Genomic DNA, 24,601 nt, shown 5'->3' with positions numbered 1-24,601 from the left:
GACCACCATGAATGACCGCATTGAACAGGACTGGACCGAGATCTGCGAACTCGATGACATCGTGCCCGACACCGGCGTCTGTGCGCTTTTCAAGGGCGCGCAGGTGGCCGTGTTTCATGTGGCGGGCGACGAGCAGAGCGTCTTCGCCATCGACAACTTCGATCCGCATTCGCAGGCGGCGGTGCTCTCGCGCGGTATCGTCGGCAGCTTGGGCGAGCGCATTGTCGTGGCATCGCCGATCTACAAGCAGCACTTCGATCTGCGTACCGGCGAATGCCTCGAAGCGCCGGAGCGCTCCGTGACCGCGTATCGCGCACGCGTGGCGGGCGGCAAAGTGTGGATTGCCGCATGAAGACGGAATATGCGGTTGCGGCTGGTGCGGCCGATGTACCGATGGTGCAGGCGCGTCAGCGTCTCGTCGTGATCGGCAACGGCATGGCGGGCATGCGCACGGTCGAGGAATTGCTGAAGATCGCGCCCGAGCTGTACGACATCACCGTGTTCGGCGCCGAGCCTTACGGCAACTACAACCGCATTCTGCTTTCGCCCGTGCTTGCAGGCGAGAAGAGCGTGGACGACATCATCCTCAACACGCGCGAATGGTATCGAGCCAATGACATCACGCTGCATGCAGGCGACGCCGTGGTCCAAATCGATCGCGTGCGGCGCATCGTGCGCTCGGCAAGCGGTATCGAGGCGCGCTACGACCGACTTCTGATAGCGACGGGTTCGAAGCCTTTCATCATTCCCGTGCCGGGTTGCGATCTTCCGGGCGTGATCGCGTTTCGCGACATTCAAGACGTGGAAAAGATGCTGGCGGCATCGCGCGATCATCGTCACGCGGTGGTGATCGGCGGCGGCTTGCTCGGTCTCGAAGCGGCCAACGGTTTGCAACGTCAGGGCATGTCGGTGACGGTCGTGCATTCGAGCGAAAGCCTGATGGACCGTCAACTCGATGCGAGCGCGTCCACGTTGCTCAAGCGTTCGCTGGAAGCCAAGGGTCTGCGTTTCGCGATGGCCGCTAAGACGACGGAGATCGTGGGCGATGAACGCGTGACGGCGGTGCGTTTTGCCGATGGCCGCGAGATCGAAGCCGATCTCGTCGTGATGACCGCGGGCGTGCGTCCCAACATCGCGCTCGCGAAGGAAGCGGGACTGCACTGCGAGCGCGCGATCGTCGTCGACGACACCTTGCAGACTTACGATCCGCGCGTCTATGCAGTGGGCGAATGCGTGCAGCATCGCTCGGCTACATTCGGTCTCGTGGCGCCGATCTGGGATCAGGCGCGTGTGGCCGGCGCGCATCTCGCGGGCGCGGGACATCGCCGTTATGTGCAGCGCGCGACCGCGACCAAGCTGAAAGTCACGGGCGTCGATCTTTACTCGGCGGGCGATTTCATCGGCGACGATTCGTCCGAAGACCTCGTGCTGCGCGATCCGCGTCGCGGCGTCTACAAGCGTCTCGTGTTGCAGGCGGGCTGTGTGATCGGCGCGGTGCTGTATGGCGACGTGAAAGACGGCGCATGGTATTTCGAGTTGATTCAGAACCGCACGGATGTCTCGCATCTGCGCGGACGTTTGTTGTTCGGCAAGACGCTTTGCGAAGCGCAAGCATAGATATGAACGCGAGAATCCCCATCATTCCGGTTCAGGCCGCTGCCGTTCGCACGACGTGTCCTTATTGCGGCGTGGGTTGCGGCGTAATGGCGACACCGCGCACGGCTATCGACGTGGCGATTGCTGGCGACGAAACACATCCGGCCAACTTCGGCCGCTTGTGCGTGAAAGGCTCGGCACTCGGCGACACGGTGAGCCTCGAAGGACGTCTGCTCAAACCGAAGCTGCGCGAAGGTAAAACCGGCGCGCTCGCCGATGTCTCCTGGAGCGATGCCATCGGCACCGTGGCGAGCGGATTCGCTCGCATCGTCGAACGTCACGGTCCGGATGCGGTCGCCTTCTACGTATCGGGGCAATTGCTCACGGAAGACTATTACGTCGCCAACAAGCTGATGAAGGGCTATATCGGCAGCGCGAACATCGATACGAACTCGCGGCTTTGCATGTCGTCGTCGGTGGCGGGACACAAGCGCGCGTTCGGCGAAGACCTCGTGCCGCTGAATTACGAAGACCTCGAACTCGCCGATACCATCGTGCTCGTCGGATCGAATACGGCATGGTGTCATCCAATCCTGTTTCAGCGCATCGTGAAGATGAAGGAAGCGCGGCCAGACGTGAAGATCGTCGTGATCGATCCGCGCCACACGGCAACGTGCGAGATGGCCGATCTGCATCTGCCGCTCAAGCCCGGCAGCGATGTGCGGCTGTTCAACGGCCTGTTCGCGTTTCTGGCGGAGCATGGCGCATCCGATTCCGCTTTCGTCGATGCACACACCAACGGCTTCGATGCCGCGCTCGCGGCAGCAGGACCGTCCGATCTCGCGCAGACCGCGAAGGACTGCAAGCTCGACGCGCACGATCTGATGACCTTCTATCGGCTCTTTGCGCGCACCGAACGCGTGGTGACGGTTTATTCGCAAGGCGTGAATCAATCGAGCGCGGGGACGGACAAAGTCAACAGCATCATCAACTGTCATCTGTTGACAGGACGCATTGGCAAGCCAGGCATGGGACCGTTTTCCTTCACGGGACAACCGAACGCGATGGGCGGGCGCGAAGTGGGCGGCCTTGCCAACACGCTGGCGGCGCATCTCGAACTGGATAGCCCGTTGCATCGCGAGATCGTGCAGACGTTCTGGGCGTCGCCTGCGATTCCCGAACGCGCCGGATTGAAGGCTGTCGATCTGTTCGACGCCATCGAAGCCGGCCGCGTGAAAGCACTGTGGATCATGGGCACGAATCCGGTCGTGAGTCTGCCGGACGGCGACCGCGTGAAGCGCGCGCTTGCAAAGTGTGAACTGGTGGTGAGCTCGGACATCATCGAGCATACGGATACCAACGCTTGCGCCGATGTGTTGCTGCCCGCGCTCGGCTGGGGCGAGAAGGACGGCACCGTGACCAACTCGGAGCGCCGTATCTCGCGGCAGCGCGCATTTCTGCCGGCACCGGGCGAAGCGCGCGCCGACTGGCGGATCATGTGCGATGTCGCGCGTCGCATGGGCTTTGCGGGCTTCGACTTCCAGGCGCCGCATGAAATTTTCGATGAACACGCGCGTTTGAGCGCGTATCGCAACGACACGGAGACGGGCGTTTATCGCGCATTCGACATCGGCGGACTAACGCAACTCGGAGAGCAAGGTTACGACCTGCTCGAACCCGTGCAATGGCCGCTGCGCTCGAAAGACGACACCGGCAGCGCGCGCCTTTTCGAGCAACGACGCTTCAGTCATGCCGATGGGCGCGCGCGTTTCATCGCGACGCCGCCGCGCGATCCGGTCAACGCGCCCGATGCCGACTATCCGCTCATTCTCAACACGGGCCGCGTGCGCGACCAATGGCACACGATGACGCGCACCGGGCGTTCGGCGAAGCTCGCCGGGCATATCAGCGAATCGTTCATCGACATGCATCCGCAGGACGCGCTTGCATACGGCGTGCGCGAAGGAGAGCTCGCGCGCGTGACGAGCCGCTGGGGTTCGATGATCGCGCGTGTTCAATTCGGCGGCGGCATGTCGCGCGGCAGCGTGTTCGTGCCGATCCACTGGAACGATCAGGTTGCCTCGGATGCGCGCGTCGGCGCGGTGGTGAATCCGGTCGTCGATCCGGTATCGGGCGAGCCCGAGTTCAAGCACACGCCTGTGTCGATCGAGCAATTCCACGTGACATGGCACGGCTTCGCGCTTTCGCGACGCGCGCCCGCGCTCGATTCCGTTACGCAATGGACGCGCGTGCACGGCGCGCGTTTCGTGCGCCATGAACTGGCAGGACGCAATCGTTTCGATGCCGCGCATGACGATCATCACGACTGGGCGCGCGCGCTCTTTCGCATTGACGATCCGCATGCGGACTGGATCGAATACGAGGACAAAAGTGCGGGCGTGTATCGCGCGGCGCATGTGGTGAACGATCGCATCGAGAGCTGCGTGTTCGTTTCCGAGCGCCCCGACTTGCCTGCGCGCGCTTGGCTTGCGAGTCTCTTCGATAAAGAGCGTCTCGACGATGAAGACCGCGCGAGCCTTTTGCTCGGCCAGCCGATAGGCAAGGGCGAGGACACAGGACCGACAGTCTGCTCGTGCTTCGGCGTCGGGCGCAATACGATCTGCAAGGCGATTCAGGACAAGGGTCTGAAGACGGCCGCGGAGGTCACCGCTTGCGTGAAGGCCGGCGGCAACTGCGGATCGTGCGTGCCGGAGTTGAAGAAGCTGATCGTCGAAACGGAGATGGCTCGGTTGAGCACGGGTTGATTTGTCATTGACGGCTGCGGCAAGAAGCGGGCGCCTCGGCGCCCGTTTTTACTTCATGCCGTCTTCCAATAAGCGCCCTGTGAGCGTTGTCGAACCAAACATCTGATAATCAGCTCGATTTCAGCGCATATGTTGGTTCCCCCGCCAATTCCTTTCGCGATTCTCCTTACAGTCCTTTCCCACAGGCGCATCGACAAAAATGAGCGTCAGCGGGCATCGTCGAATGGCTATAGGGATTGAAACGAAGGCACGGTTATTTCGGATGGCGAATGAGTTTCTTGGTGACGCTTCCACGCTATAGGGCACACGAAGCGAAGCTTGCCGCCATTGCAATAGCCATTGCCATTGCCATTGCCGCGACGAAACCGACGTCGCAAACCGCTCAGTAACACCGTTGGAACTCCGGAGGCAACCAGGCAAGGTGGCGTTTCTGGAGCATGGAGATGTGCTTCACAGCCGTCTCTTCTTTTTGGGTTGGCTCGGATGTGGATACATCGGAAGGGCCAACCCTTTTTTTTGACATCGCGGGAAAGCACCGCGAGAACAATCAGCCCGTGGAATGCCGCTCCGAAAGGCCCATCGCAATGCGCGCCTGCTGCGCATGCTCGGCGGATAACGGCGCCCCGGCCGATGCCCCGCCTTCGCTCATGGGCCGATGCTCATTGCCGAATCGCGCCACCGAGAACGCGAACGTGTTGATGCCCTTGGCACTCGTCGCCGATACCGTGCCGCGATGCATTTCCGCCACGGCCTTCACGATAGCCAGTCCCAGCCCGTGATTCTCCCGGCTGTTGGTGCGCGAGCTTTCGGCGCGATAGAAACGATCGAACAGATGCTGCATGACAGGCGGCGCGATCTGCTCGCCGGGATTAGCCACCGCGATCCGCACGCGCCCATGCTCGCGCGCGATGTTGACCGAGATAGTCGCGCCCGGCGCGCAGTGCTGAATGGCGTTCATCACGAGATTGGAAAGCGCGCGGCCGAATAGCGACGTGTTGACGAAGGCGCGTGCATCGCCGCTTGCCGTCGCGCGCACTTGCGCTTCTTCGAGCGGTATCTCCAGAAACTCCAGCGTGCGGCTCACTTCCGCCGCGAGCGACACTTCGACGAGTCCCGTTGCGCGTTCGCCCTGATCGGCACGCGCGAGGAACAGCATGTCGTTGATGATCGCGCGCACGCGCTCGAACTCTTCGAGATTCGACTGCAACGTATGACGCAATTCTTCGATCGGCCGGTCGCGCGTGAGCGCCACTTCCGTCTGGCCGATGAGAATGGTGACGGGCGTGCGCAACTCGTGCGCGACATCCGCATTGAACGATTCGAGCCGTCCATACGCGTGATCGAGCCGTTCTAGCGCGCCGTTGAATGACTTCGCGAGGTCTTCGAGTTCAAAGGGCAACGAGCGCGTGTTGAGCCGCTGCGAGCGATTGTTCGGACTTACGTTCTGCGCGTCGCGTGTCAGACGCGTCAAGGGCGCAAGGCCCAGTCGCGCCACCGAATAGCTGAGGAACAACACGGCGACCGTGGCGAGCGCCGTCAATGCGGCAAGCGCAAGCCCGAAGGCGCGCATGGTCCGCACGTTCGGCGAACAGTCCACGGCCACGAAAAGCTGCAACGGCGGACGGTCCATATACGGCGGAATGGTCAGCGTGGTCATGAGCATTTCATACGCGCGGCCTTCGGGCTGGAAGTGCCCGTAATGGTCCTGCACGCGCTTGATCTGATCGCGCAAGGGCGGTGCGCCGTAGTTATAAAGGCCGTCGTTGCTGGCCACGGCGAACATCGTGGAGCCGTCACGCGGCGTGATGTCCGCGAGCTTCTCCTTGGCCATCTTCCACTTGTCGGGGTTCGATACGTGCGAGACGATCAGCCGTGCGATCTCCGCGCGATTGTCGAGCGAGTCGCGCAGATGCTGTTCGAGCTGCACACGCAGCACGAGAAAAAGCCCGGTGCCCACGAGCGCGAACACGAACAACGCGACGACCGCGAACATGACCGCAAGCCGCCGCGCAATGGATCGCTGCGAGCGCGGTTCGCCGTCGCCGGATTTGGCCCACTGCACGTTCATGATGTTCTCGCGTCTTCCCTGGTTTCCCGCGTGTCGCGTGCTTCGCGCACTTCGAGCACGTAGCCCATGCCGCGCACGGTATGCAGGAGTTTGGTGCGAAACGGCCCGTCGAGCTTGGCACGCAGCCGCTTGATGGCGGTTTCCACCACGTTGGTATGACTTTCGAAATCCACTTCCCAGACGAGTTCGGTGATGGCCGTCTTCGACAGGATATCCCCATGACGGCGCGCGAGCACGCTCAGCAGCTGAAATTCCTTCGCGGTGAGATCGAGGCGCACGCCGTCACGCGTGGCGCGTCTGCCGATCAGATCGACGTAAAGATCGCCCACGGAAATGAGCGTGGATTCCTGCGCGCGCGTGCGCCGTGCGAGCGCGTGCAGTCGCTCGACGAGTTCGAGAAACGAAAAAGGCTTGGTGAGATAGTCGTCCGCGCCCTCGCGCAGACCGCGCACACGGTCATTGATATGATCGCGCGCCGTGAGCATGATGACCGGCGTCGACTTCTGCAGACGCAGCGCCTTCAGCACCGCGAAGCCATCGCGGCGCGGCAGCATGACATCGAGCACGACCACGTCGTAATCGTATTCGATGGCCAGATGCGTGCCTTCCTCGCCGTCCATCGCCACATCGACGACCCAGCCTTGCTCGGTCAGTCCGGAACGCAGGTAATCGACTACCTTGTGTTCGTCTTCCACTATCAGGACTTTCATGCCTGCCTCTTCAAGGGGTTTGCTTACCGCTCGCTTGCTTATTGTTATAGGTGATTACTATACGATCCTCACGTCTAACATGCTTGCATCGAACCGCCATTCAACGCGATGATTCCTCGACGCTCTGATTCGATGCACCCTGTTCCTGCGCCGCGTCATGCACGTCCCATCCGCCGCCCAGCGCCTTGACGAGCGCGACAGACGTGGTGTGTTGCTGGCCACGTATCTGCACATCCTGGCGCTCGCTCGTGAGCAATTGCTGCTGTGCGGTGATCACGTCGAGATAAGCGACGAGGCCGCCCGAATATCGATCATTGGCAAGCGAAAGCAGACGCTGCGAGTCGACGACGGCTGCATGCGATTGCTTCGCCGCGCCATCCAGCACCGATAACCCGACGATACCGTCCTGCACCTGCTGGAACGCGCCGAGAACGGTCTGACGATAATTCGCCTCAGCCGCCACGTAGCCTTCGCTCGCGAAGTCGACGGCAGCGGAACGCCGGCCGCCATCGAACACGACCTGGCTCGCCATGGTGCCGATGGTCCACAAGAGGCTTGGCGCGGAGATGAGACTCGAGAACGCCGTGCTCTCCCAGCCGACGTTACCGTTCAAGGTCAGGCTCGGAAAGAATGCAGCCTTCGCGACGCCGATCTGCGCATTCGCCGACGCCATCGAACGCTCCGCCGATGCCACATCCGGCCGGCGTTGCAGCACGTCACTCGGCAGGCCGAGCGGTATCGACGGCACCGGACGATCCTTGATGTCCGCCGCGATGGAGAACTGCGGCGCGGGCGTGCCGACGAGCGCCGCAATGGCGTGTTCGTATTGCGCGCGCTGGTTCAGCAGCAGTTGCGCCTGCACGCGTGTCGAGTCGAGTTGCGACTGCTGTTGCAGTACGTCGAGACCGGATACCGCGCCCAGATCGTGCTGCGAGGTCACGTAATCGAGCGCTTTCTTCTGCAGCCCCACGGAGCGATTCAGCACGTCGATCTCGGCATCGAGTTCGCGCATCGAGAAATAGCTGCTCGCGAGTTCCGTGGTGAGAACGAGCCGCGCGTTGGCGAGGTCGTCGCGCGATTGTTCCGCCGTTGCCTGTGCGCCTTCCACTTCGCGGCGAATGCGTCCGAACAGATCGAGGTCATAGCTCACGGAAGGCGCGAGCTTGATGTCGTTCTGAACCGTGCTCATGACCGGCGTGTTGTAGCTCGTGACCGGACGATTCTTCGATACGCGCAGACGGTCGGCCTGTGCGCCGAGATCCACCTCGGGCAGCGCGAGCGATGAGGTTTGCGCGAGCGTTGCGCGGGCCTGTTCGTAATGCGCGACGGCGGCCGCGAGCGTCTGATTCTGCGCGAGTGCTTGCGTCTCCAGCGTGTTCAGCGTGGCGTCGTCATAGCTCGTCCACCAGTCGAGCGCGAGCGGCGCGTGCGAAGGTTCGCCGACTCGCCAGTACGAGTCGGTTTGCCAGTCGGGCGGCGTCTCGGCGACGGGGCGCTTGTAATCGGGGCCGACGGTGCACGCCGCAAGCATCGTCAACATGCCGATGGCAACGATGCCTCTCATGACGCGGCCTTCTGATTCGGAGTCTGCGGATCGTGCTGATTCTGCTGCTTCTGCGGCTGGACCACGACATGATCGCCGTCCGCAATGGAATCGCTCGGATTGATGATGATCTTGTCGGTCGGCTCGATACCGCTCTCGATTTCGAGCGACTGCCCAAGATCCTGCGCGATCACGATCTTGTTCAGATGCACATGGCCGTTCGAGTCGACCACCGCGACGCGCGGTCCTTCCGCACGGAAGAGCAACGCATTGCCCGGCACGAGCAGGCGTGCATGGACGACGGCTGGCACCGCGACCTGCACATAGGCGCCGGGACGCAGGCGCTGATCGGCGTTGGGCAGCGTGACTTCGACTTGCAGCGAACGCGTGGGCACGTCGATCGCGCCGGAGATATGCGTGATCTTGCCGTGGAACTGCTGACCGGGAAGCTCGGCCTGCATCACGACCACCGACTGACCGACCGACACGTTTTGCGCATACGCCTGCGGCAACTGCACGAACACGCGCAGCGGGTCTGACTGCGCGAGCGCAAAGAGCGCGCGGCTCGCGCCACTGCCCGCGTCGATGAGATCGCCGACATCGACGTTGCGCTGCGTGACCACGCCTGCAAACGGCGCGACGATGCGCTTGAACGATTCGAGCTGACGCAGACGCTTCACGTTGGCGTCCGCGGCGGCGAGATTGGCCACGTCCTGGTTATACGTGCTCTGACGTTCGTCGAGTTCCTGCTGCGAGACGGCATCGCGCTGACGCAGTTGTTGCCAGCGTTGCAGCGAGCTTTTCGCAAGGCCCAGGCTCGATGCTGTCTGATCGCGTTGCGCGACCGCCTGCGCGAGCTCCTGATCGATTTCAGGGGTATCGAGATCGGCGAGCAACTGGCCTTGCTTCACGCGTGTGCCGATATCCGCATACCAGTGCAGCAGATAACCCGTCGCGCGCGCATAAATCGGCGATTCGACGAAGCCGCGCAGCGTACCCGGCAAGGTCGTGTTGCCGCCGCCATCGGTCTGCGTCGGCGCGACCACGTTGACGTATTGCTGGGCGTTCTGTTGCGTGCGCGTGACGACCGAGCGGTTGTGGATCATGTCGCTGATCACGGTGCGCGCCGCGCCGAGCGCGAGCAGCGCAAGCACGATCACGAGCGCGATCTTCGCGCGTTTCCATTCGACATGGCGCGGTGGCAGCGCGGGTCCTTCATTCGGATCACGCGCGGGAATCGCGAGCGAGGCGTGGTTCTTTTCAGTCATGTTCGTCGGAGTGCCTGGATTGAATTCAGTGCTGCGTGTTCGTGTCGTCGGACTGCGCTTCGCCGTGCGGTTTCTGGCCTTTGCGTTCCGCGCGTTTAGCAAGGCGCGCGTGAATACCCGCGAAGACGAGCGGCACGAAGAACAGCGTGGAAACCGTGGCAAACAGCAAGCCGCCGATCACCGCGCGGCCGAGCGGCGCGTTCTGTTCGGCGCCTTCGCCGAGACCGAGCGCCATCGGAATCATGCCGATGATCATCGCGAAGGCCGTCATCAGCACCGGGCGAATACGGCTTGCGCCTGCTTCGAGCGCGGAGGCGAGCGGCGGCACGCCCGCTGTCAGACGTTGCCGCGCGAACGACACCATCAAGATACTGTTGGCGGTGGCGACGCCCATCGTCATGATCGCGCCCGTGAGTGCGGGCACGGACAGATGCGTGCCGGTGAGAAATAGCATCCAGACGATACCCGCGAGCGCCGCCGGCAACGCGCTCACGATGATGAGCGGATCGACCCACGACTGGAAGTTGACGACGATAAGCAAATACACCAGCACGATCGCCATGGCCACGCCAACGCCCAGCCCGAAGAACGATGTACGCATGGTCTCGACCTGACCACGCACATTGATCTGCGTGCCGCGCGGAAGCGTGCGGCGCGCTTCATCGACGAGATGATTCACCTGACGCGCCACGCTGCCGAGATCGTTTCCTTCCACGCTCACGAAGAGATCGATCACGGGACGGATGTTGTAGTGCGAGACTTCCGCGAACTGATTCTGCGGCGAGACACGCACGAGGTTGCCGAGCAACTGCGTCGGTCCCGTGAGCGAGGCAGACACAGGCGTGCGCAAGAGTTCGTCGACCGATGAAACCTGATACTGCGGCGTCTGTACCGCGAGGTTGTATTCCACGCCATTCTTCGGGTTGAACCAGAATCCCGGCGACGTTTGCGAACTGCCCGATAGTGAAACGAGCACGTTCTGCGCGACATTGCTTGCCGAGAGATTGAGCTGCTGCAGACGCGTGCGGTCCATGGTCAGGTTGATGACGGGTTCGTCGAGCTTCTGCTGGATGTGCGTATCCACGTTGCCGGGAATCATGCGGATCTGCTTCATCAGCTTGGCCGCGACCTGAAAGTTAGCTTGCTGATTTTGGCCTTGAATCTGCACGTCTACGGCGGCGGGCAAGCCGAAGTTCAGAATCTGCGTGACGATATCCGCGGGCTGAAAGAAGAACTCCACGCCGGGGAATTTCTGCGGCAAGAGCGCGCGCAGTTCATCGATATATTTTTCGGTCGGCGCGTGATCTTCTTTCAACGCGACCTGTATCTCGCCGTCGAGCGTACCGATGGTGCCCGAGTTGCTGTACGAGAGATTGATACCGCTATAGGGCAGGCCGAGATTGTCGAGGATGGTATCGAGCTCATCGGCGGGCACGACCTGACGCACGACCTTCTCGACTTCATCGGCGAGACGCGCGGTTTCCTCGATACGCGTGCCCGTTGGAGCACGCATGTGCATGCGGATGTCGCCGGCATCGACCGTGGGAAAGAAGTCCTGGCCGAGCACGAACACCAGCGCGGTGGAGATGAGACAGAAGCCGAGAAAGAGCGAACCGTAGAGCCGCCGCTTCACGAGCAGGCTGCTCAGAATCACGATGTATGCGGCGCGCATGCGCTCGAAGCCGTGATCGAACCGGCGATGCAGCCGCATGAAGAGATTCGGCTTCTTCTTGGCATCGGGTGCATGCGCGTGGCCCATCAGCAGCATGGCGAGCGTCGGCACGAGCGTCCGAGAAAGAATGTACGACGCGATCATGGCGAACACCACGGCTTCCGCGAGCGGCACGAACAGGAACTTCGCCACGCCGGTCAGGAAGAACATCGGCACGAACACGATACAAATACACAGCGTCGAGACGAGCGCGGGCACGGCAATTTCGCCCGCGCCTTCGAGAATCGCTTCGTGCAGATCGGTGCCCATGTGCAGATGGCGTTCGATGTTCTCGATGGTGACGGTGGCGTCGTCGACGAGAATGCCCACCGCGAGCGCGAGCCCGCCCAACGTCATGATGTTGATGGTTTGCCCGAGCGCATGCAGCACGATCAACGACGAGAGAATGGACAACGGAATCGAGATCGCGATGATGCAGGTGCTGCGCCAGTTGCCGAGGAAGAGCAGGATCATGGCGGCCGTGAGCGCGGCGGCGATCAGCGCTTCGCGCACCACGCCCTGCACGGCGGCTTTCACGAACACCGATTGATCGAAGAGCGCGGTGATCTTGATGTCTTCCGACAACGACGAACGCGCTTGCGGCAAGAGACCCTTCAACGTGTTGACGATAGAGAGCGTCGATGAATCGCCGTTCTTCAGCACCGAGATCAGCACGCCGCGCCGGCCATCCTGACGCACGACGTTGGTCTGCGGCGAGAAGCCATCGCGCACGTGCGCCACTTCACGCAGATAAGTCGTCGCGCCGTTCACGGTTCGCACGGGCAGGTCGTTGAGGCCTTCCACGGTGGTCGGTGAACCGTTCATGTTGATGGTGAATTCTTTCGGCCCGATCTTCGCCGTGCCGGTCGGCAGAATCAGGTTCTGCGCGTTGACGGCGCTGACCACATCGGTTGGCGTCAGGCCTTTGGCGAGCAGCGCGCGCGTGTCGAGGTCGATGGAGATGAGACGCGACTTCCCGCCATACGGATACGGCACCGATGCGCCGGGAATGGTCACGAGCTGTGGGCGCAGGAAGTTGAGCGCCGTATCGTTGAGCGATTGCTCCGACTCCTTAGGACTCGACAATCCAAGCTGGATCACCGGAATGCTCGACGCCGAATAACTGATGACGAGCGGCGGCGTTGCGCCGGGCGGCATCTGCTTGAGCTGCGCCTGTTCGACGGCCACCGTCTGCGCGATCGCCGTCTGAATGTTCGCGGTCGGCTGCAAAAACAGCTTGATGATGGCGATACCCGGCAACGACTGCGACTCGATATGCTCGATGTTGTTGACGGTGGTCGTGAGACTGCGTTCGTTCACGGACGTGATGCGGTTGGCCATGTCCTCGGACGAGAGGCCCGTGTACGTCCAGATGATGCTGACAACCGGAATGTTGATCTCCGGAAGTACGTCCACCGGCGTCGTCAGAATGACGAATGGCGTGGCCAGCAGGATCATGATGGCCATTACGATGAACGTATAAGGCCGCTTCAGCGCTACGTTGACAATCCACATTGAGGCGTTCGGAAGAGCGAGGGAGGGACGCAGGTGCTTTCACGCGCGGGACGAGTCTCGAAGGCGGGTCGGTGAGTCGCCTTCGGTGCCCTATGGTAGTGGCAACGTACCAACGAGATAATGACGCGAAAATGGCGATTTCGTCATCTTGCGTGAAATGAAAGGCGTGTGTAATCCTAAGCGCTCGAAAGGAAAGCCGGCAGCGCGCAATGGAAGGTGAACGTAATCGGAAAGTACGTCGATGCATCGCGCGAAAGGCAATGCGAGTACCGCAGTGAGACGGCGCGGGATCGCTTCAATTCAGCGGAAGCCGCGCTGGCCTCGTTCGGAATGGCGTGACTGTTGAATGACGTTATTGCGGAGTCTGGCCGAGCGGCGTGGTCGTCATGGTCGGTTGTCCCGACGCGGACGAGCCTTCCGACGATGCGCCATACGACGGGTTCGAGACCTTCTGTTCGGCGGCCTGGATATCGTTCGGGTAAAACGCATCGCGCTCCGACGGGTTGTAGCCGGCTTGTTCGACCTTGACGAGATCCTGTCTGACCTGTGCACGGGTGAGTCCTTCGCTTTGAGCAAAGGCGGCAAGTGGCGCTGCGGCCAACGTAACGATAGCGATGCGAGCGAGTAGTTTCATGGCGAACTCCCTGAAAAGTTAAGGACGATTCGCGGCGTGCGGTTTCGTGGTTTCGAGCGTCATGAAGCTCGTTACACCCACCACCGCCACGGCACCGATTCTATGTCTGGCACCGTGACGAGATGCTGGCGGTCAAATGGCGCTTTGGTCAGATTGAAGCGGGCGCTGTCACAAACGTTTTCGCCTGTGGCGGCAAGCGCCCGATGATAGACTCGCGAGCTTCGAGCGTCCTGTAAGACAAAGGCATGATTCGTTTCAGTGACGCTCGCTTTCGTTCAAACATCTTTCGTTCAAACATCGACACCGGGACCGTCAATTGCCGTTCAAGCTGCCGACCACGGCCACCGCGCCATTCTGTCCGTCTGAAGTCAAAGGCTCCGTCGCCGTCGCGCCTGGCGCGTCGTTCTGGAAAAAGCTGCTGCAGTTCGCGGGGCCGGGGCTGCTCATCTCCATCGGTTATATGGACCCGGGCAATTGGGCCACCGATATCGAAGCCGGATCGCGCTATGGCTACGACCTGCTTTTCGTCGTCGTGCTTTCGAGCCTTGCGGCGATGGTGCTGCAATGTCTGTCGATGCGCCTCGGCATTGTCACCGGACGCGATCTCGCGCAGCTATCACGCGAACGCTACGCAAAGCCCGTCGCTCATGCGCAATGGGCGCTCGCCGAACTCTCGATCATCGCGTGCGATCTCGCCGAAGTGCTCGGCGGTGCGCTCGCGTTTCACTTGCTATTCGGCTGCTCGCTGATGTGGGGCGTGATCTTCACCGCGTTCGATACGCTCATCGTGCTCGGTCTCAAGGGCAAGAACTTTCGCGATCTCGAAGCCATCATGCTGGGTTTGATTGCGACCATCGGGCTTGGTTATATTGTCGAGCTCGTGCTCGTGAAGCCGCATTGGGCTTCGGTCGCCGCAGGTCTCGTGCCTTCGATCAGCCTCTTCTCGCAGCGCGAGCCGCTGTATCTCGCCATCGGCATTCTCGGGGCAACCGTGATGCCGCATAACCTCTATCTGCATTCGTCGATCGTGCAAACGCGCGTGGTTCAGCGCGATAAGAAGAGCCTGGCGTCGGCGATCGGCTTGTCGCGCATCGACACTATCGTCGCGCTCGTGCTTGCGTTGCTCATCAACGCGGCAATTCTGATTCTCGCGGCATCGGCGTTTCATGCGACAGGGCATACCCAAGTCACCGAGATCGAAGATGCCTACAAGCTGCTGGCGCCTATCGTCGGCACCGGGCTGGCCGCGGTTCTATTCGCGGTGACGCTATTCGCTTCGGGACAAAGCTCGACGTTTACCGGCACCATCGCGGGCCAAGTCATCATGGAAGGCTTCCTGCACTTGAAGATTCCGTGCTATCAGCGGCGTTTCATCACGCGTGCGCTCGCGCTCGTGCCCGCGCTGATCGGCGTGTATGCGATGGGCAACGGCGCGGTCGGCAAGCTGCTGGTCGCGAGTCAGGTCGTGCTGAGCCTGCAATTACCGTTTGCATTGTGGCCGCTCATTCGCATGACGAGCGATCGGACGCTGATGGGCGAGTTCGCCAATGCCATGACCACGAAGCTGCTGGCGTGGCTCTTGTTCGTCGTGATCAGCGTGGCGAATGTGTGGCTCGTCGTGCAGACCGTGAGCGACTGGCTTTCCTGAGCGCACAAAAGAAAGCGCCATGCACGCGTGATTCGTGCATGGCGCATCTGTCGATGAAGGCTGGAGGTTACTTGACCACCGCTGCCGGTGCGGTCGATTTCGCCGCCACGGCCGCCGGAATCGCGGTTTCGGGAGGCAAGGTCTGATCCACCGTCGTGCGGCCGCCATCGCGGAAGAATGCCTGTTCCGCAGCCTTGTTCAGCACGAGAATACTGATACGGCGGTTGGTCGGTTCGTCGGCAACGTCCTTATTGAGCGGCAGTGCATCGGCGAGACCGCGCACCTGAAGAATCTTGCTTTCCTTCATGCCGCCGCTGACCAGCGCCCGGCGCGCGGAGTTGGCACGCTCGCTCGACAGCTCCCAGTTCGAGTAGCCCGTCTGATTGCCGGAATAGGGCACGGCGTCCGTGTGACCGGCGATAGACACGCGGTTATCGACGTCATTCAACGACGCGCCGATATTCGTGAGAATCGTCGTCACGTAGCTTTCGAGCTTGAAGCTGCCCGACGCGAACATGGGCCGCTTGAGCGAATCGACAATCTCGATACGCAAGCCTTCGCTCGTGATCGCGATCCGAATCTGATCCTTGAACGCTTTCAATGCAGGCGTCTGTTCGATCAGCGCTTGCAGCTTCTGCTTCAGTTGCTGCAGGCGCTGCATGTCGTCCGCGGCGACGGCGGCACGCGCGATTTGCGGCGGCACTGGCTGCGTCTGGCTCTTCTTGCCTTCGCCGGGACGCGTGCTCGACAGATCGCGTCCGCCGCCTGGAATCACGCTCGTGTGCGCGGATGCGCCGCCGTCGTTGCCGAAGAGCGCGGAGAGCGGTGTGTTGAAGTAGTCCTCGATGCCTTCCTTGTCGTACTTCGACGTGGAGCCCAGCAGCCACATCAAGAGAAAGAAGGCCATCATCGCGGTGACGAAGTCGGCGTAAGCAATCTTCCATGCGCCGCCATGATGACCGTGTCCGTGCGCCTTCTTTTTGCGGCGCACGATGATGGTCGGCGCGAGCACGGATTGCAGCGGATCGCGTGAAGGTTTCTCAGCCATGAACGTGTTTTCCGGTAATGAGCGCGAGCGGCTTTAAGCGGACTTCGGCATCTTGGTGGCGCGCACGGCGTCGTCCAGTTCCTTGAAACTCGGACGGTCCGCCGTGAAGAGCACCTTGCGGCCGAACTCGACGGCGATGGTCGGCGCGTAGCCGTTCATCGACGCGAGCAACACGGACTTCACGCACTGGAACGGCTTGGCTTCGGCCGCGCCCTTTGCGTTGAGCAAGTCAGCGAGCGGTCCGAAGAAACCGTATGCGAGCAAAATGCCGAGGAAGGTTCCGACGAGCGCACCCGCGATCATCTCGCCCAGCACGGCGGGCGCGGCGCCGACCGAGCCCATGGTGTGCACCACGCCCATCACCGCCGCGACGATACCGAACGCCGGCAAGCCGTCCGCCATCTTCTGAATTGCGTTACCGGCAATCGCGCTTTCGGTGTGATGCGTTTCGAGTTCTTCGTCCATCAGGTCCTGCATTTCCATCGCGTTGACGTTGCCTGCGGACATCATGCGCAGATAGTCGACGATGAATTCGAGCAGATGATGATCGTTCATCACGTGTTCGTACTTCTGGAACACGGGGCTGGCTTCGGGAGCATCGACGTCGGCTTCGAGCGCCATCATCCCTTCCTTGCGGGCCTTTTGCAGCAGCTCATAGAGCAGCGCGATCAGCGCAAGGTATTTTTCTTTCGTGTAGGCGCCGCCCTTAAAGGCCTTCGGCAGACCTTGCAAGGTCTTCTTGAGCGTTGCGGTCGGATTGGACACGACGAACGCGCCGATTGCCGCCCCGAAAATACACAGCAACTCGAACGGCTGAACCAGCGCCGCCAGATGCCCGCCGACGCCGATAAAACTCCCGATCACCGAACCGATGACCACTACCCAACCGATAATGACAAACATGATCTCTCCGCAAGAAGTCAGGGCGTCGCGAGCACTGCGAGCTCGACATGAGACACGCACGGCACGCGAAACTTTATTGGCTTGTTGATGGCTTTTAACGGCGCGGACCACCCGAGATTTAGGGTTACGCGCGCAAAGATTTCTGCGCAATGGTTTGCGAGGTAAATGTTACGACCGCATTCGACGCAACTTTGACCGGTCATTACGCGTGAGGTAATGGATCGCGGATGGACGAATCGACTAACATCGGCGGCATGAATTCGACTTTTGCGTTCGTTGCATCGAGTGTTGCGCCGCCCGCGACGGTCGGCACGCTGTTGCGTGAATGGCGCCAGAAACGGCGCATGAGCCAGCTCGACCTGGCTGGCGACGTTGAGGTGTCGACGCGTCATCTGAGTTTCATCGAATCAGGGCGATCGTTGCCGAGCCGCGAGATGCTCATGCGCCTGGCCGAGCAACTCGATGTGCCGCTGCGCGAGCGCAATACGCTTCTGATGGCGGCGGGTTATGCGCCGCTATATCGCGAACGCCCGTTCGCCGATCCGCAACTCGATGCCGCGCGCCGTGCCGTCGAACTTGTGCTCAAGGGACACGAGCCGTATCCGGCGTTGGCCGTCGATCGTCACTGGACGATGATCGCTGGCAACGCCGCCGTGTCGGCGCTGGTTGCGCTCGCGGCGGATGCGTCGCTACTCGCGCCGCCCGTGAACGTGCTGCGCTTGTCGCTGCATCCGCAAGGCTTGAGTCACGCAATCGAGAACTGGCACGAATGGCGCGCGCATCTACTGGCGCGTGTGCGTCGGCAGATCGAGGTTTCTAGAGACGCCACGCTCGCCGCGCTGCTCGTGGAACTCGAGGCGTATCCAACGCCGCCGCATGCCGGTAAGGCGAGGAGTGCCGAAGTCGATCCCGTGGTCGTGCCGCTGCGCCTTTTGACGCTGCACGGCACACTGTCGTTTCTGAGTACGACGACGGTATTCGGCACGCCGGTGGACATCACGCTATCCGAGTTGGCAATCGAGGCCTTTTTTCCCGCCGACGAATTTACGGCTACCGCGCTCGCGGAGATGTCGTTGCGCTCACGGCCATCAGCTTACAAAATTGAACCTGACGACGCGGCGCGAATCAATGAATGAGCACGCGGCGTTTTAGCGAAGCGGCTAACCATGGCTTTTGTCCAACCAACGCGGAAGACAGCGATGATTCAAACATTCGAACAAGTAATCGGCGGGCAAAGCATGCAGTTCTGCGCGAGTATCGCGGACGGCGGCGGTCCCCGGCGCGTCATCATCAGCCGGGCGGATTCGGCGGAATCGCTCGTGATCGTGGAGGCGGGCGGCATTATCGGTGCCATCAAAGCGGAAGTCGAGGCGCCGGATACGTTCGTCGCGGATGCCGTGAAGCGGGCGCAGGAGGAAGGCTTGATCGAGCGCGCCCTGCAGACGGGTGCCGTGCAAACTACGAATTTGTAATTCTGGTTTAGACGGCAACAACGCCCGCGCGGCGATCTTCGGTCGCGCGGGCGTTGTGCTTTCTGTGTTTGGATGATAGTGCGAGCCACATAGCGCGCTGCTTAGGCTCTCGGCCTGCCGTCTCTGCGGTCAGTTAGGCGTGACCTCGACCGGCGCCGGAATTCAGCGGATCCGCGCGGTCCGTTTCACGAAAGCAGCGCCGCTCGAACAACGCGCGTGTTCAAAGGCGCGGCTGCCCATTCCTCGGATCGGCGGGAACCAGTGGCGTCGCTGAATCCGGGCCATCGGGCATGTCCGGATCATCGGGATTCGGCGCCGCGTCGGGGTCGAGCAGCTTGTCCGGGTCTGGTTCCATCGGCTCTTCGGGTGAGCGGGGCATCGTCGACATGATGGGGTGTTCTCCAGAGTATGCAGTTCGTGTGTGACCGGCACGGTTTCGTCGATGCCGGGCGTCCCTCATGCGTCTGCAACGCGCGTTCCCGAGTCTCGTCGCATTATTCCGTCGCCTGCCGAGCCGCGCTCATAGGGCGATTGCCACGCGCATCGCGCACGAGAAACCCGCTGAAGCAAGCGCAGACTAGAAGCGCCACGGATATGCCCGCCGACCAGTGCACCGCGTCGACGATCTGCGCCGTTGCCGCGCCGCCTTCGCCATGTCCCGCGAGCGCGCCGAATGCCGCCACGCCGATTGCGCCCGCCGCCTGCCGCGCCGTATTCAATACTGCGGACGCCGTGCCCGCGCGCTCCTGCCCGACCGTGCCGAGAAGCGCGGTGGTCATTGCCGGAACCGCGACGCCCATGCCGGTTGGAATCAGGAGGAACGGCACGATGAGCGCGAGCGTGGGCGTGTGGGCATCGACGAAAACGAGCGCCGCGAAACCGGCGGCGTCGATAAGCGCGCCGGCGATCATCGGCGCACGCGAGCCGAAACGCGCGACGACCGGCCCGCTCGCCAGATTCGACAGCAGAAAGCCGCCCGTCAGCGGCAGAAAAGCGAGACCGGTCTGCAACGGCGTATGTCCGAGCACGCGCTGCAAGTACAGACTCAGCACGAACACCATCCCATAGTAGGTAAGATTCACGCCGATACCGAACACCACCGCCGCGCTGAAGGTGCGCTCCTTGAAGAGCGCGAGCGGAAGCATCGGCGAGCGTGTGCGGCCTTCGATCACGACGAACGACGCGCCCGCCAGCAACGCCAGCGCAACCCCGCCGAGCACGAGCGGATGCGTGAGTCCGAGCGGCCGCATCTCGATGACCGCGCCGACGAGCGCCGTGAGCGCGATCACGGCAAGCGCCTGACCGGGCAGGTCGATACCGCGCGCGCCGCGACCGGTTCCAGGTTGCGCGGGTGTTTCGCGGACCCACGCGAGCGTCGCCGCTATGCCCGCCGCGCAGATCGGCACGTTCACCCAGAAGATGCTGCGCCAGCCGAACGCCGCGATCAGCACACCGCCGACGATCGGCCCGGCCGCGATCGAAATCGAGCCCGCAGCCGTCCACAGACCCACCGCGCGCGCCCGCAAACGCGGATCGTGACCGCAGGCTGCGTTGAGCAGCGCGAGCGAATTGGGCAGCATCGCCGCCGCGCCGATTCCTTGCAGCGCGCGGGCCGCGATCAACTGCGGGGCATCGCGCGAGAACGCGCACGCGAGCGACGCCAGCGCGAACAAGGCGAGCCCGCCCGCAAACAGCCGCCGCGCGCCGATGCGATCGCCGAGCGAGCCGGCGGAAAGCATCAGCGCGGAAAAGGCGAGCGCGTAGCTGTCGATGGTCCATTGCAGACTCGCGACGTTCGCGCGCAGGTCGTGACCGATGCTCGCCAGCGCCACATTGACGATGGATACATCGAGTTGCGAGACGACGAAGCCGACGCTGGTGGCGGCAACGATGAGCACCTGACGCGCGCTCAGGCGCGCCGTTTTGGGATCGAGATCGAGGTTCGAGTTCATGCCCTCAATGCTAGACGCGGCGCGCGCTCGATGTTTCAGGCACGGGTGAAACGTGGCGGTTCAAGGCGAAAAAAGCGCACTCACGGGGAGTGCGCGTTGCGTGATCGGATCAGGCCCGCCGTTCAGGCCTCGACCGCCGCTTCCCGGATAAACAGCGTAGTCACCGCGCCCACCGCGCACAGCGCGCAGACGTAGATCACGGGCGCCATCGGACTGGATTTCATCATCAGCGAAACGACGATCGGCGTGAGTCCGCCGAAAACGGCATATGCGACGTTGTACGAAAACGAGATGCCCGAAAAGCGAATGGCGGGCGGAAACGCTTTCACCATGACGAACGGAATCGCGCCGATCACGCCAACCGTGAAGCCCGCGCACGCGTACCACGGCAAGAGCACGGACGTATCGAGCGAGACTTGCCGGAACAGCAGGTAATACGACACGCCGAGCGCAATCGCGCCGATGAAAATCGTCCTGCCCGCGCCGATGCGCCCCGCAATCGCGCCCGCCAGCACGCAACCGATGGTCAAGAACAGCGTCGCCACGCAATTGGCCGCGAGCACGGTCGCCGGCGCGATGTGGAATTGCTTCTGCAGAAGCGTCGGCGTCATCAGAATGACCACGACGATAGCCGCGGAAAGCATCCACGTGAGCAGCATCGACACGATCACGGCGCGGCCATGATCGCGCAGCACGGCTTTGAGCGGAATCTCGGCGGCAAGCGACTTGCGCTTTTGCAGTTCGGCGAACACGGGCGTTTCATGCAGCCAGCGTCGCAGATACACCGAGCACAGCCCGAATAATCCGCCGAGCAGGAACGGCAGACGCCACGCGAAGTCCGCGACTTGCGCCGGCACGAAGCTCTTGTTGATCGCGGTCGCGACCAGCGAACCGAGCAGAATGCCGGCCGTCAGTCCCGCCGTGAGCGTGCCGCACGCGTAGCCGACATGACGACTCGGCACGTGCTCCGACACGAAAACCCACGCGCCAGGCACTTCGCCGCCGACGGCCGCGCCTTGCATCACGCGAAAGAGGAGCAGCAGAACGGGCGCCATCATGCCAATCGAAGCGTAAGTGGGCAGCAGGCCCATCAGGAGCGTCGGCACCGACATCAGCAGCACGGAGAGCGTGAACATGCGCTTGCGGCCGAGCAGATCGCCGAAATGCGCCATGACGATACCGCCCAGCGGCCGGGCAAGATAACCCGCCGCGAAGATGCCGAAAGTCTGCAGTTGCCGCAGCCAGTCAGGAATCGTGGCGGGAAAGAACAGCTGGCCGATCACCGGCGCGAAGAACACGAAAATGATGAAGTCGTAGAACTCGAGAGCGCCGCCAAGTGCGGCGAGGGTGAGCGTTTTATAGTCGCCGCGCGTGAGACGGCGGCCCGCGGCGCTCGTGGTGTCCGAGGCGCCGGGCAGAGGTGTTGCGTGCATCGAAAAAAGAACCCGTAAATGAAAAGAGCCGCGCACGTGTCGGGACGTGCCGCGCAAGAAGAGGCGTTGTCCTGCGGCTTTTCAAGACGCGCCGGGTGAGCGCGAATCAAGGACCGGATGATGAGCCCGACGGACGCATTGTCCTATCGCGCCCGGCGGCCGCGCTGCGCGAACGACTCGGAGTCGCGCGGCAGCGTTCCTTTGCGAGGCATCGGTAAGAGCTCGCAAACGGGGACGTTCAAGCCAGACGCGCGATGTTACAGGATGAAAGGCCACCTCCGGCAGAACGGCCGATCTATTTTCGAGATGGTTGTGCGTGCGACACGGTGTCGAAATCGTCACATGCGTTGACAAATTCGGATGAGTCCGATGGGAAAGGGAAACAGGTCTGCCCAGAATGCCGCCTGTATTTAACCGTCTCAGTCTGTAACGAGACGTCCTGCGGTGCCCGTTCGACAAGGCATCTGCTTATTGCCCCTCAGACTCATCAGGCCAGACCCTATGCGCGTCGCCGTTTTGCAAACCGACCCAAGTTATAGAAATCTCATCAGCGACGTCGTCAAGCGGCTTGGTCACGCGTGCGTGACCTTTGGCGACGGCCTTCAGTTGTCCAAGGCGCTCTCGCGTTCCACGGTCGATCTGCTCATTCTCGACTGGAATTCATCCGGTCTGTGCGGTCTCGACCTGCTCAAATCCGTGCGCTCCAGCTTCGGCGAGCGCGTGCCGGTCATGTTCGCCACGCCCGACGGCGCCGAACACAACGTCGTTTGCGCGTTGACGGCAGGCGCGGACGATTACGTCGTTTATCCGGTGCGCCCGGGCGAATTCGGCGCGCGCATCGAAGCGCTGATCCGCCGGGCGTATCCAACCACGTCGAGCGCTTGCCTCGAAGTCGGGCCGTATCGCTTCGACTCGCGTCAGCAAGCCGTCACGGTGCGCGGCCGTCCGGTGCAGTTGAGCGGCGCTCAGTTAAATCGGCTGCAAACCCAATACCAGCAAGGCGCTTCTAATATTCCTGACTTCGTTTCTAATATCAGGCGGTTTTTGGAAGCTTCAGATGAATGTTGCTGAGCGGCGTTTTACGGTCTTTCATATAGACCTTCGTCGTCGCAATATCGCTGTGCGCGGCGGCAATCATCAGAGCATCCATCTCGTATCCCTGAGCCTTCGCGTCGGTCATTGCCTTGGCCCGAATGTCCTTGATGGTGTAGCCGTACTCTGCCAGGCCAGCAGCGCGGCAGGCGCGCTGCCATATCCTGAGCGCGTGGTTGTTTATGTAGTGACCCCCGGAACGGTTATGCACCACGTAGGGCGACTTGACCTTGCCTGTCGTGCGCGCGCGCTCGAGCACGGCTTCGATTTCGTCGGTGATCGGCCAGTCAATGGCGATGCCGCTCGACTCTCGGGTCTTCGAAGGAATGAAGTGGATGACGCCATTCTCGCGGTCTACCCAGTTCGCTGTCTTGTCGTCAGTCTTGCGCCAGCGCAAATCTCGAATCTCAGTCGAACGCTGCAACGTCAGATAGCACAGATCGACCAGGCATAGAATCATCGGCGTGTCGATCTTCGCCCGAATGGCTTCGAAATGATCGTTCGGGATATACACCTGACGCGGGCGCGGCGAGACAATGCGCATGCCCGTGAGGGGATTGGGCTGATCATAGTAGCCTTCTTCCCGGCACCATTGAAAGAACCCGCTCATGAATGCGCGCATCGCCCGCTGCATTGAGAGCTTGTCAGCCCAATTGTTCCGAAGGAATCGAGCGACGGCAGAAGTGTCCGCGTCCTCGATGTCAGCATTCGCGAAATCCTTCTTTACTGGGTTTCCGTAATTGGGCCATCCCCTCTCGCGATGTTCTACCTTTTTGGCCTCGATGTAGAGGTCAACGAGCGCGGGGATATTTCCTGTCCCCTTGTTACCTTCTCGCTTCTTCATCTCGGCCGCTAGACGCTCATGCATCTTGCGCGCGCCTTCGTCGACGCGGCAGAGCTTAATCCACGGGCCATGCTTCGGGTACCAATACCAGCTCCCGCTCTTTTGGTAGACGCGGTTTGGAAGACCGTCAGGGACGGTGCGGCGGCGTGCGTTCATGTTCAGAGTTTGCTATCGGATACGAGGACGAGGCGCTTCTTGGGAGGCTGGCCACCGGATGATAAACCAGCACGCTTGTCCATCAGTGCCTGGAACGTGGCCCACGTCATGACAGGGCTACCATCGCCACAGCGCACGATGCGCACGCCGAATTCCTCGAAAAACCATTCAGCCTGCTTGTTCGAAGTCTTCTTGCCGGTCACGCGCGCGAGGTCTTCGGCGCTCATTAATCGATCGCTCATG

General features: G+C 61.8%; 20 protein-coding genes. 7 read left to right on the top strand and 13 right to left on the bottom strand.

Translation table 11 applies throughout. From position 1 onward, the window contains the following. Positions 1-7: 7 nt before the first annotated feature. Genes nirD through P9292_RS19255 form a run of 3 tightly spaced genes read left to right on the top strand, consistent with a single transcriptional unit; the run spans position 8 to position 4,361 of the window. A complete protein-coding gene (nirD, locus tag P9292_RS19265; protein ID WP_309960820.1) occupies positions 8-352 on the top strand; it encodes a nitrite reductase small subunit NirD in 345 nt (114 codons plus the stop codon). Continuing rightward, a complete protein-coding gene (locus tag P9292_RS19260; protein WP_309960817.1) occupies positions 349-1,617 on the top strand; it encodes an FAD-dependent oxidoreductase in 1,269 nt (422 codons plus the stop codon). The genes nirD and P9292_RS19260 overlap by 4 nt, the downstream gene beginning before the upstream one ends. 2 nt (positions 1,618-1,619) lie before the next feature. Then, the gene (locus tag P9292_RS19255; protein ID WP_309960815.1) at positions 1,620-4,361 is read left to right on the top strand and encodes a molybdopterin-dependent oxidoreductase; all 2,742 of its coding nucleotides are present in this window, start codon (positions 1,620-1,622) and stop codon (positions 4,359-4,361) included. A gap of 547 nt (positions 4,362-4,908) precedes the next feature. Here P9292_RS19255 and P9292_RS19250 read toward each other — a convergent pair. From P9292_RS19250 to P9292_RS19225, 6 genes are all read right to left on the bottom strand, one after another. After that, positions 4,909-6,429, bottom strand: coding sequence for a heavy metal sensor histidine kinase (locus P9292_RS19250; protein ID WP_309960813.1), 1,521 nt, complete (start codon positions 6,427-6,429; stop codon positions 4,909-4,911). After that, entirely contained in the window at positions 6,426-7,139 is a 714-nt protein-coding gene (locus tag P9292_RS19245) for a heavy metal response regulator transcription factor (protein ID WP_244828488.1), read from the bottom strand. The genes P9292_RS19250 and P9292_RS19245 overlap by 4 nt, the downstream gene beginning before the upstream one ends. A gap of 100 nt (positions 7,140-7,239) precedes the next feature. Beyond that, positions 7,240-8,703, bottom strand: coding sequence for an efflux transporter outer membrane subunit (locus P9292_RS19240; RefSeq protein WP_309960811.1), 1,464 nt, complete (start codon positions 8,701-8,703; stop codon positions 7,240-7,242). Next, a complete protein-coding gene (locus tag P9292_RS19235; RefSeq protein WP_250493245.1) occupies positions 8,700-9,950 on the bottom strand; it encodes an efflux RND transporter periplasmic adaptor subunit in 1,251 nt (416 codons plus the stop codon). The genes P9292_RS19240 and P9292_RS19235 overlap by 4 nt, the downstream gene beginning before the upstream one ends. 25 nt (positions 9,951-9,975) lie before the next feature. Further along, positions 9,976-13,176 carry an efflux RND transporter permease subunit gene (locus P9292_RS19230; RefSeq protein WP_250466742.1) on the bottom strand — a complete coding sequence of 1,067 codons (3,201 nt, stop codon included), beginning with the start codon at positions 13,174-13,176 and terminating at the stop codon, positions 9,976-9,978. A 352-nt stretch (positions 13,177-13,528) separates the two neighbouring features. Next, positions 13,529-13,810, bottom strand: coding sequence for a DUF4148 domain-containing protein (locus tag P9292_RS19225; RefSeq protein WP_244828483.1), 282 nt, complete (start codon positions 13,808-13,810; stop codon positions 13,529-13,531). Between the two features lie 316 nt (positions 13,811-14,126). On the opposite strand from P9292_RS19225, the gene P9292_RS19220 reads away from it, so the two are divergent. Next, a complete protein-coding gene (locus P9292_RS19220) occupies positions 14,127-15,458 on the top strand; it encodes an Nramp family divalent metal transporter (protein ID WP_250493246.1) in 1,332 nt (443 codons plus the stop codon). Positions 15,459-15,525: 67 nt separating this feature from the next. Here the strand turns inward: P9292_RS19220 and motB are convergent, their stop codons facing one another. Both motB and motA read right to left on the bottom strand, forming a co-directional pair. Continuing rightward, complete coding sequence (gene motB, locus P9292_RS19215; protein ID WP_244828478.1) at positions 15,526-16,506, bottom strand: flagellar motor protein MotB; 981 nt, start codon at positions 16,504-16,506, stop codon at positions 15,526-15,528. A 33-nt stretch (positions 16,507-16,539) separates the two neighbouring features. Beyond that, a complete protein-coding gene (gene motA, locus P9292_RS19210) occupies positions 16,540-17,409 on the bottom strand; it encodes a flagellar motor stator protein MotA (RefSeq protein ID WP_244828477.1) in 870 nt (289 codons plus the stop codon). Positions 17,410-17,636: 227 nt separating this feature from the next. Here motA and P9292_RS19205 point away from each other — a divergent pair, with 227 nt between their 5' ends. After that, positions 17,637-18,545: a helix-turn-helix domain-containing protein gene (locus tag P9292_RS19205; protein WP_409015177.1), complete on the top strand. Its 909-nt coding sequence runs from the start codon at positions 17,637-17,639 to the stop codon at positions 18,543-18,545. A gap of 63 nt (positions 18,546-18,608) precedes the next feature. Then, the gene (locus tag P9292_RS19200) at positions 18,609-18,881 is read left to right on the top strand and encodes a hypothetical protein (RefSeq protein WP_244828475.1); all 273 of its coding nucleotides are present in this window, start codon (positions 18,609-18,611) and stop codon (positions 18,879-18,881) included. 220 nt (positions 18,882-19,101) lie between these two features. Here the strand turns inward: P9292_RS19200 and P9292_RS19195 are convergent, their stop codons facing one another. The 3 genes from P9292_RS19195 to P9292_RS19185 all read right to left on the bottom strand — a co-directional run bounded on the left by P9292_RS19195 (position 19,102) and on the right by P9292_RS19185 (position 22,266). Beyond that, positions 19,102-19,269: a hypothetical protein gene (locus tag P9292_RS19195; protein WP_244828474.1), complete on the bottom strand. Its 168-nt coding sequence runs from the start codon at positions 19,267-19,269 to the stop codon at positions 19,102-19,104. Positions 19,270-19,375: 106 nt separating this feature from the next. Next, entirely contained in the window at positions 19,376-20,833 is a 1,458-nt protein-coding gene (locus tag P9292_RS19190; RefSeq protein ID WP_309960809.1) for an MFS transporter, read from the bottom strand. A gap of 122 nt (positions 20,834-20,955) precedes the next feature. Beyond that, the gene (locus tag P9292_RS19185) at positions 20,956-22,266 is read right to left on the bottom strand and encodes an MFS transporter (protein WP_309960807.1); all 1,311 of its coding nucleotides are present in this window, start codon (positions 22,264-22,266) and stop codon (positions 20,956-20,958) included. Between the two features lie 501 nt (positions 22,267-22,767). On the opposite strand from P9292_RS19185, the gene P9292_RS19180 reads away from it, so the two are divergent. Beyond that, a complete protein-coding gene (locus P9292_RS19180) occupies positions 22,768-23,337 on the top strand; it encodes a response regulator transcription factor (protein ID WP_309960805.1) in 570 nt (189 codons plus the stop codon). Here P9292_RS19180 and P9292_RS19175 read toward each other — a convergent pair. Then, on the bottom strand, positions 23,300-24,358 hold the full coding sequence (locus P9292_RS19175; protein ID WP_309960803.1) for a tyrosine-type recombinase/integrase: 1,059 nt from the start codon (positions 24,356-24,358) through the stop codon (positions 23,300-23,302). The two genes, P9292_RS19180 and P9292_RS19175, sit on opposite strands and share 38 nt — an antisense overlap. Before the next feature lie 2 nt (positions 24,359-24,360). After that, the gene (locus P9292_RS19170; RefSeq protein ID WP_309960801.1) at positions 24,361-24,600 is read right to left on the bottom strand and encodes a DUF4224 domain-containing protein; all 240 of its coding nucleotides are present in this window, start codon (positions 24,598-24,600) and stop codon (positions 24,361-24,363) included. Between the last annotated feature and the right edge of the window lies 1 nt (position 24,601).

This window comes from Caballeronia sp. LZ001 (assembly GCF_031450875.1).
Lineage (GTDB): Bacteria > Pseudomonadota > Gammaproteobacteria > Burkholderiales > Burkholderiaceae > Caballeronia.
This window is presented reverse-complemented; position numbering and strand designations above follow the sequence as displayed.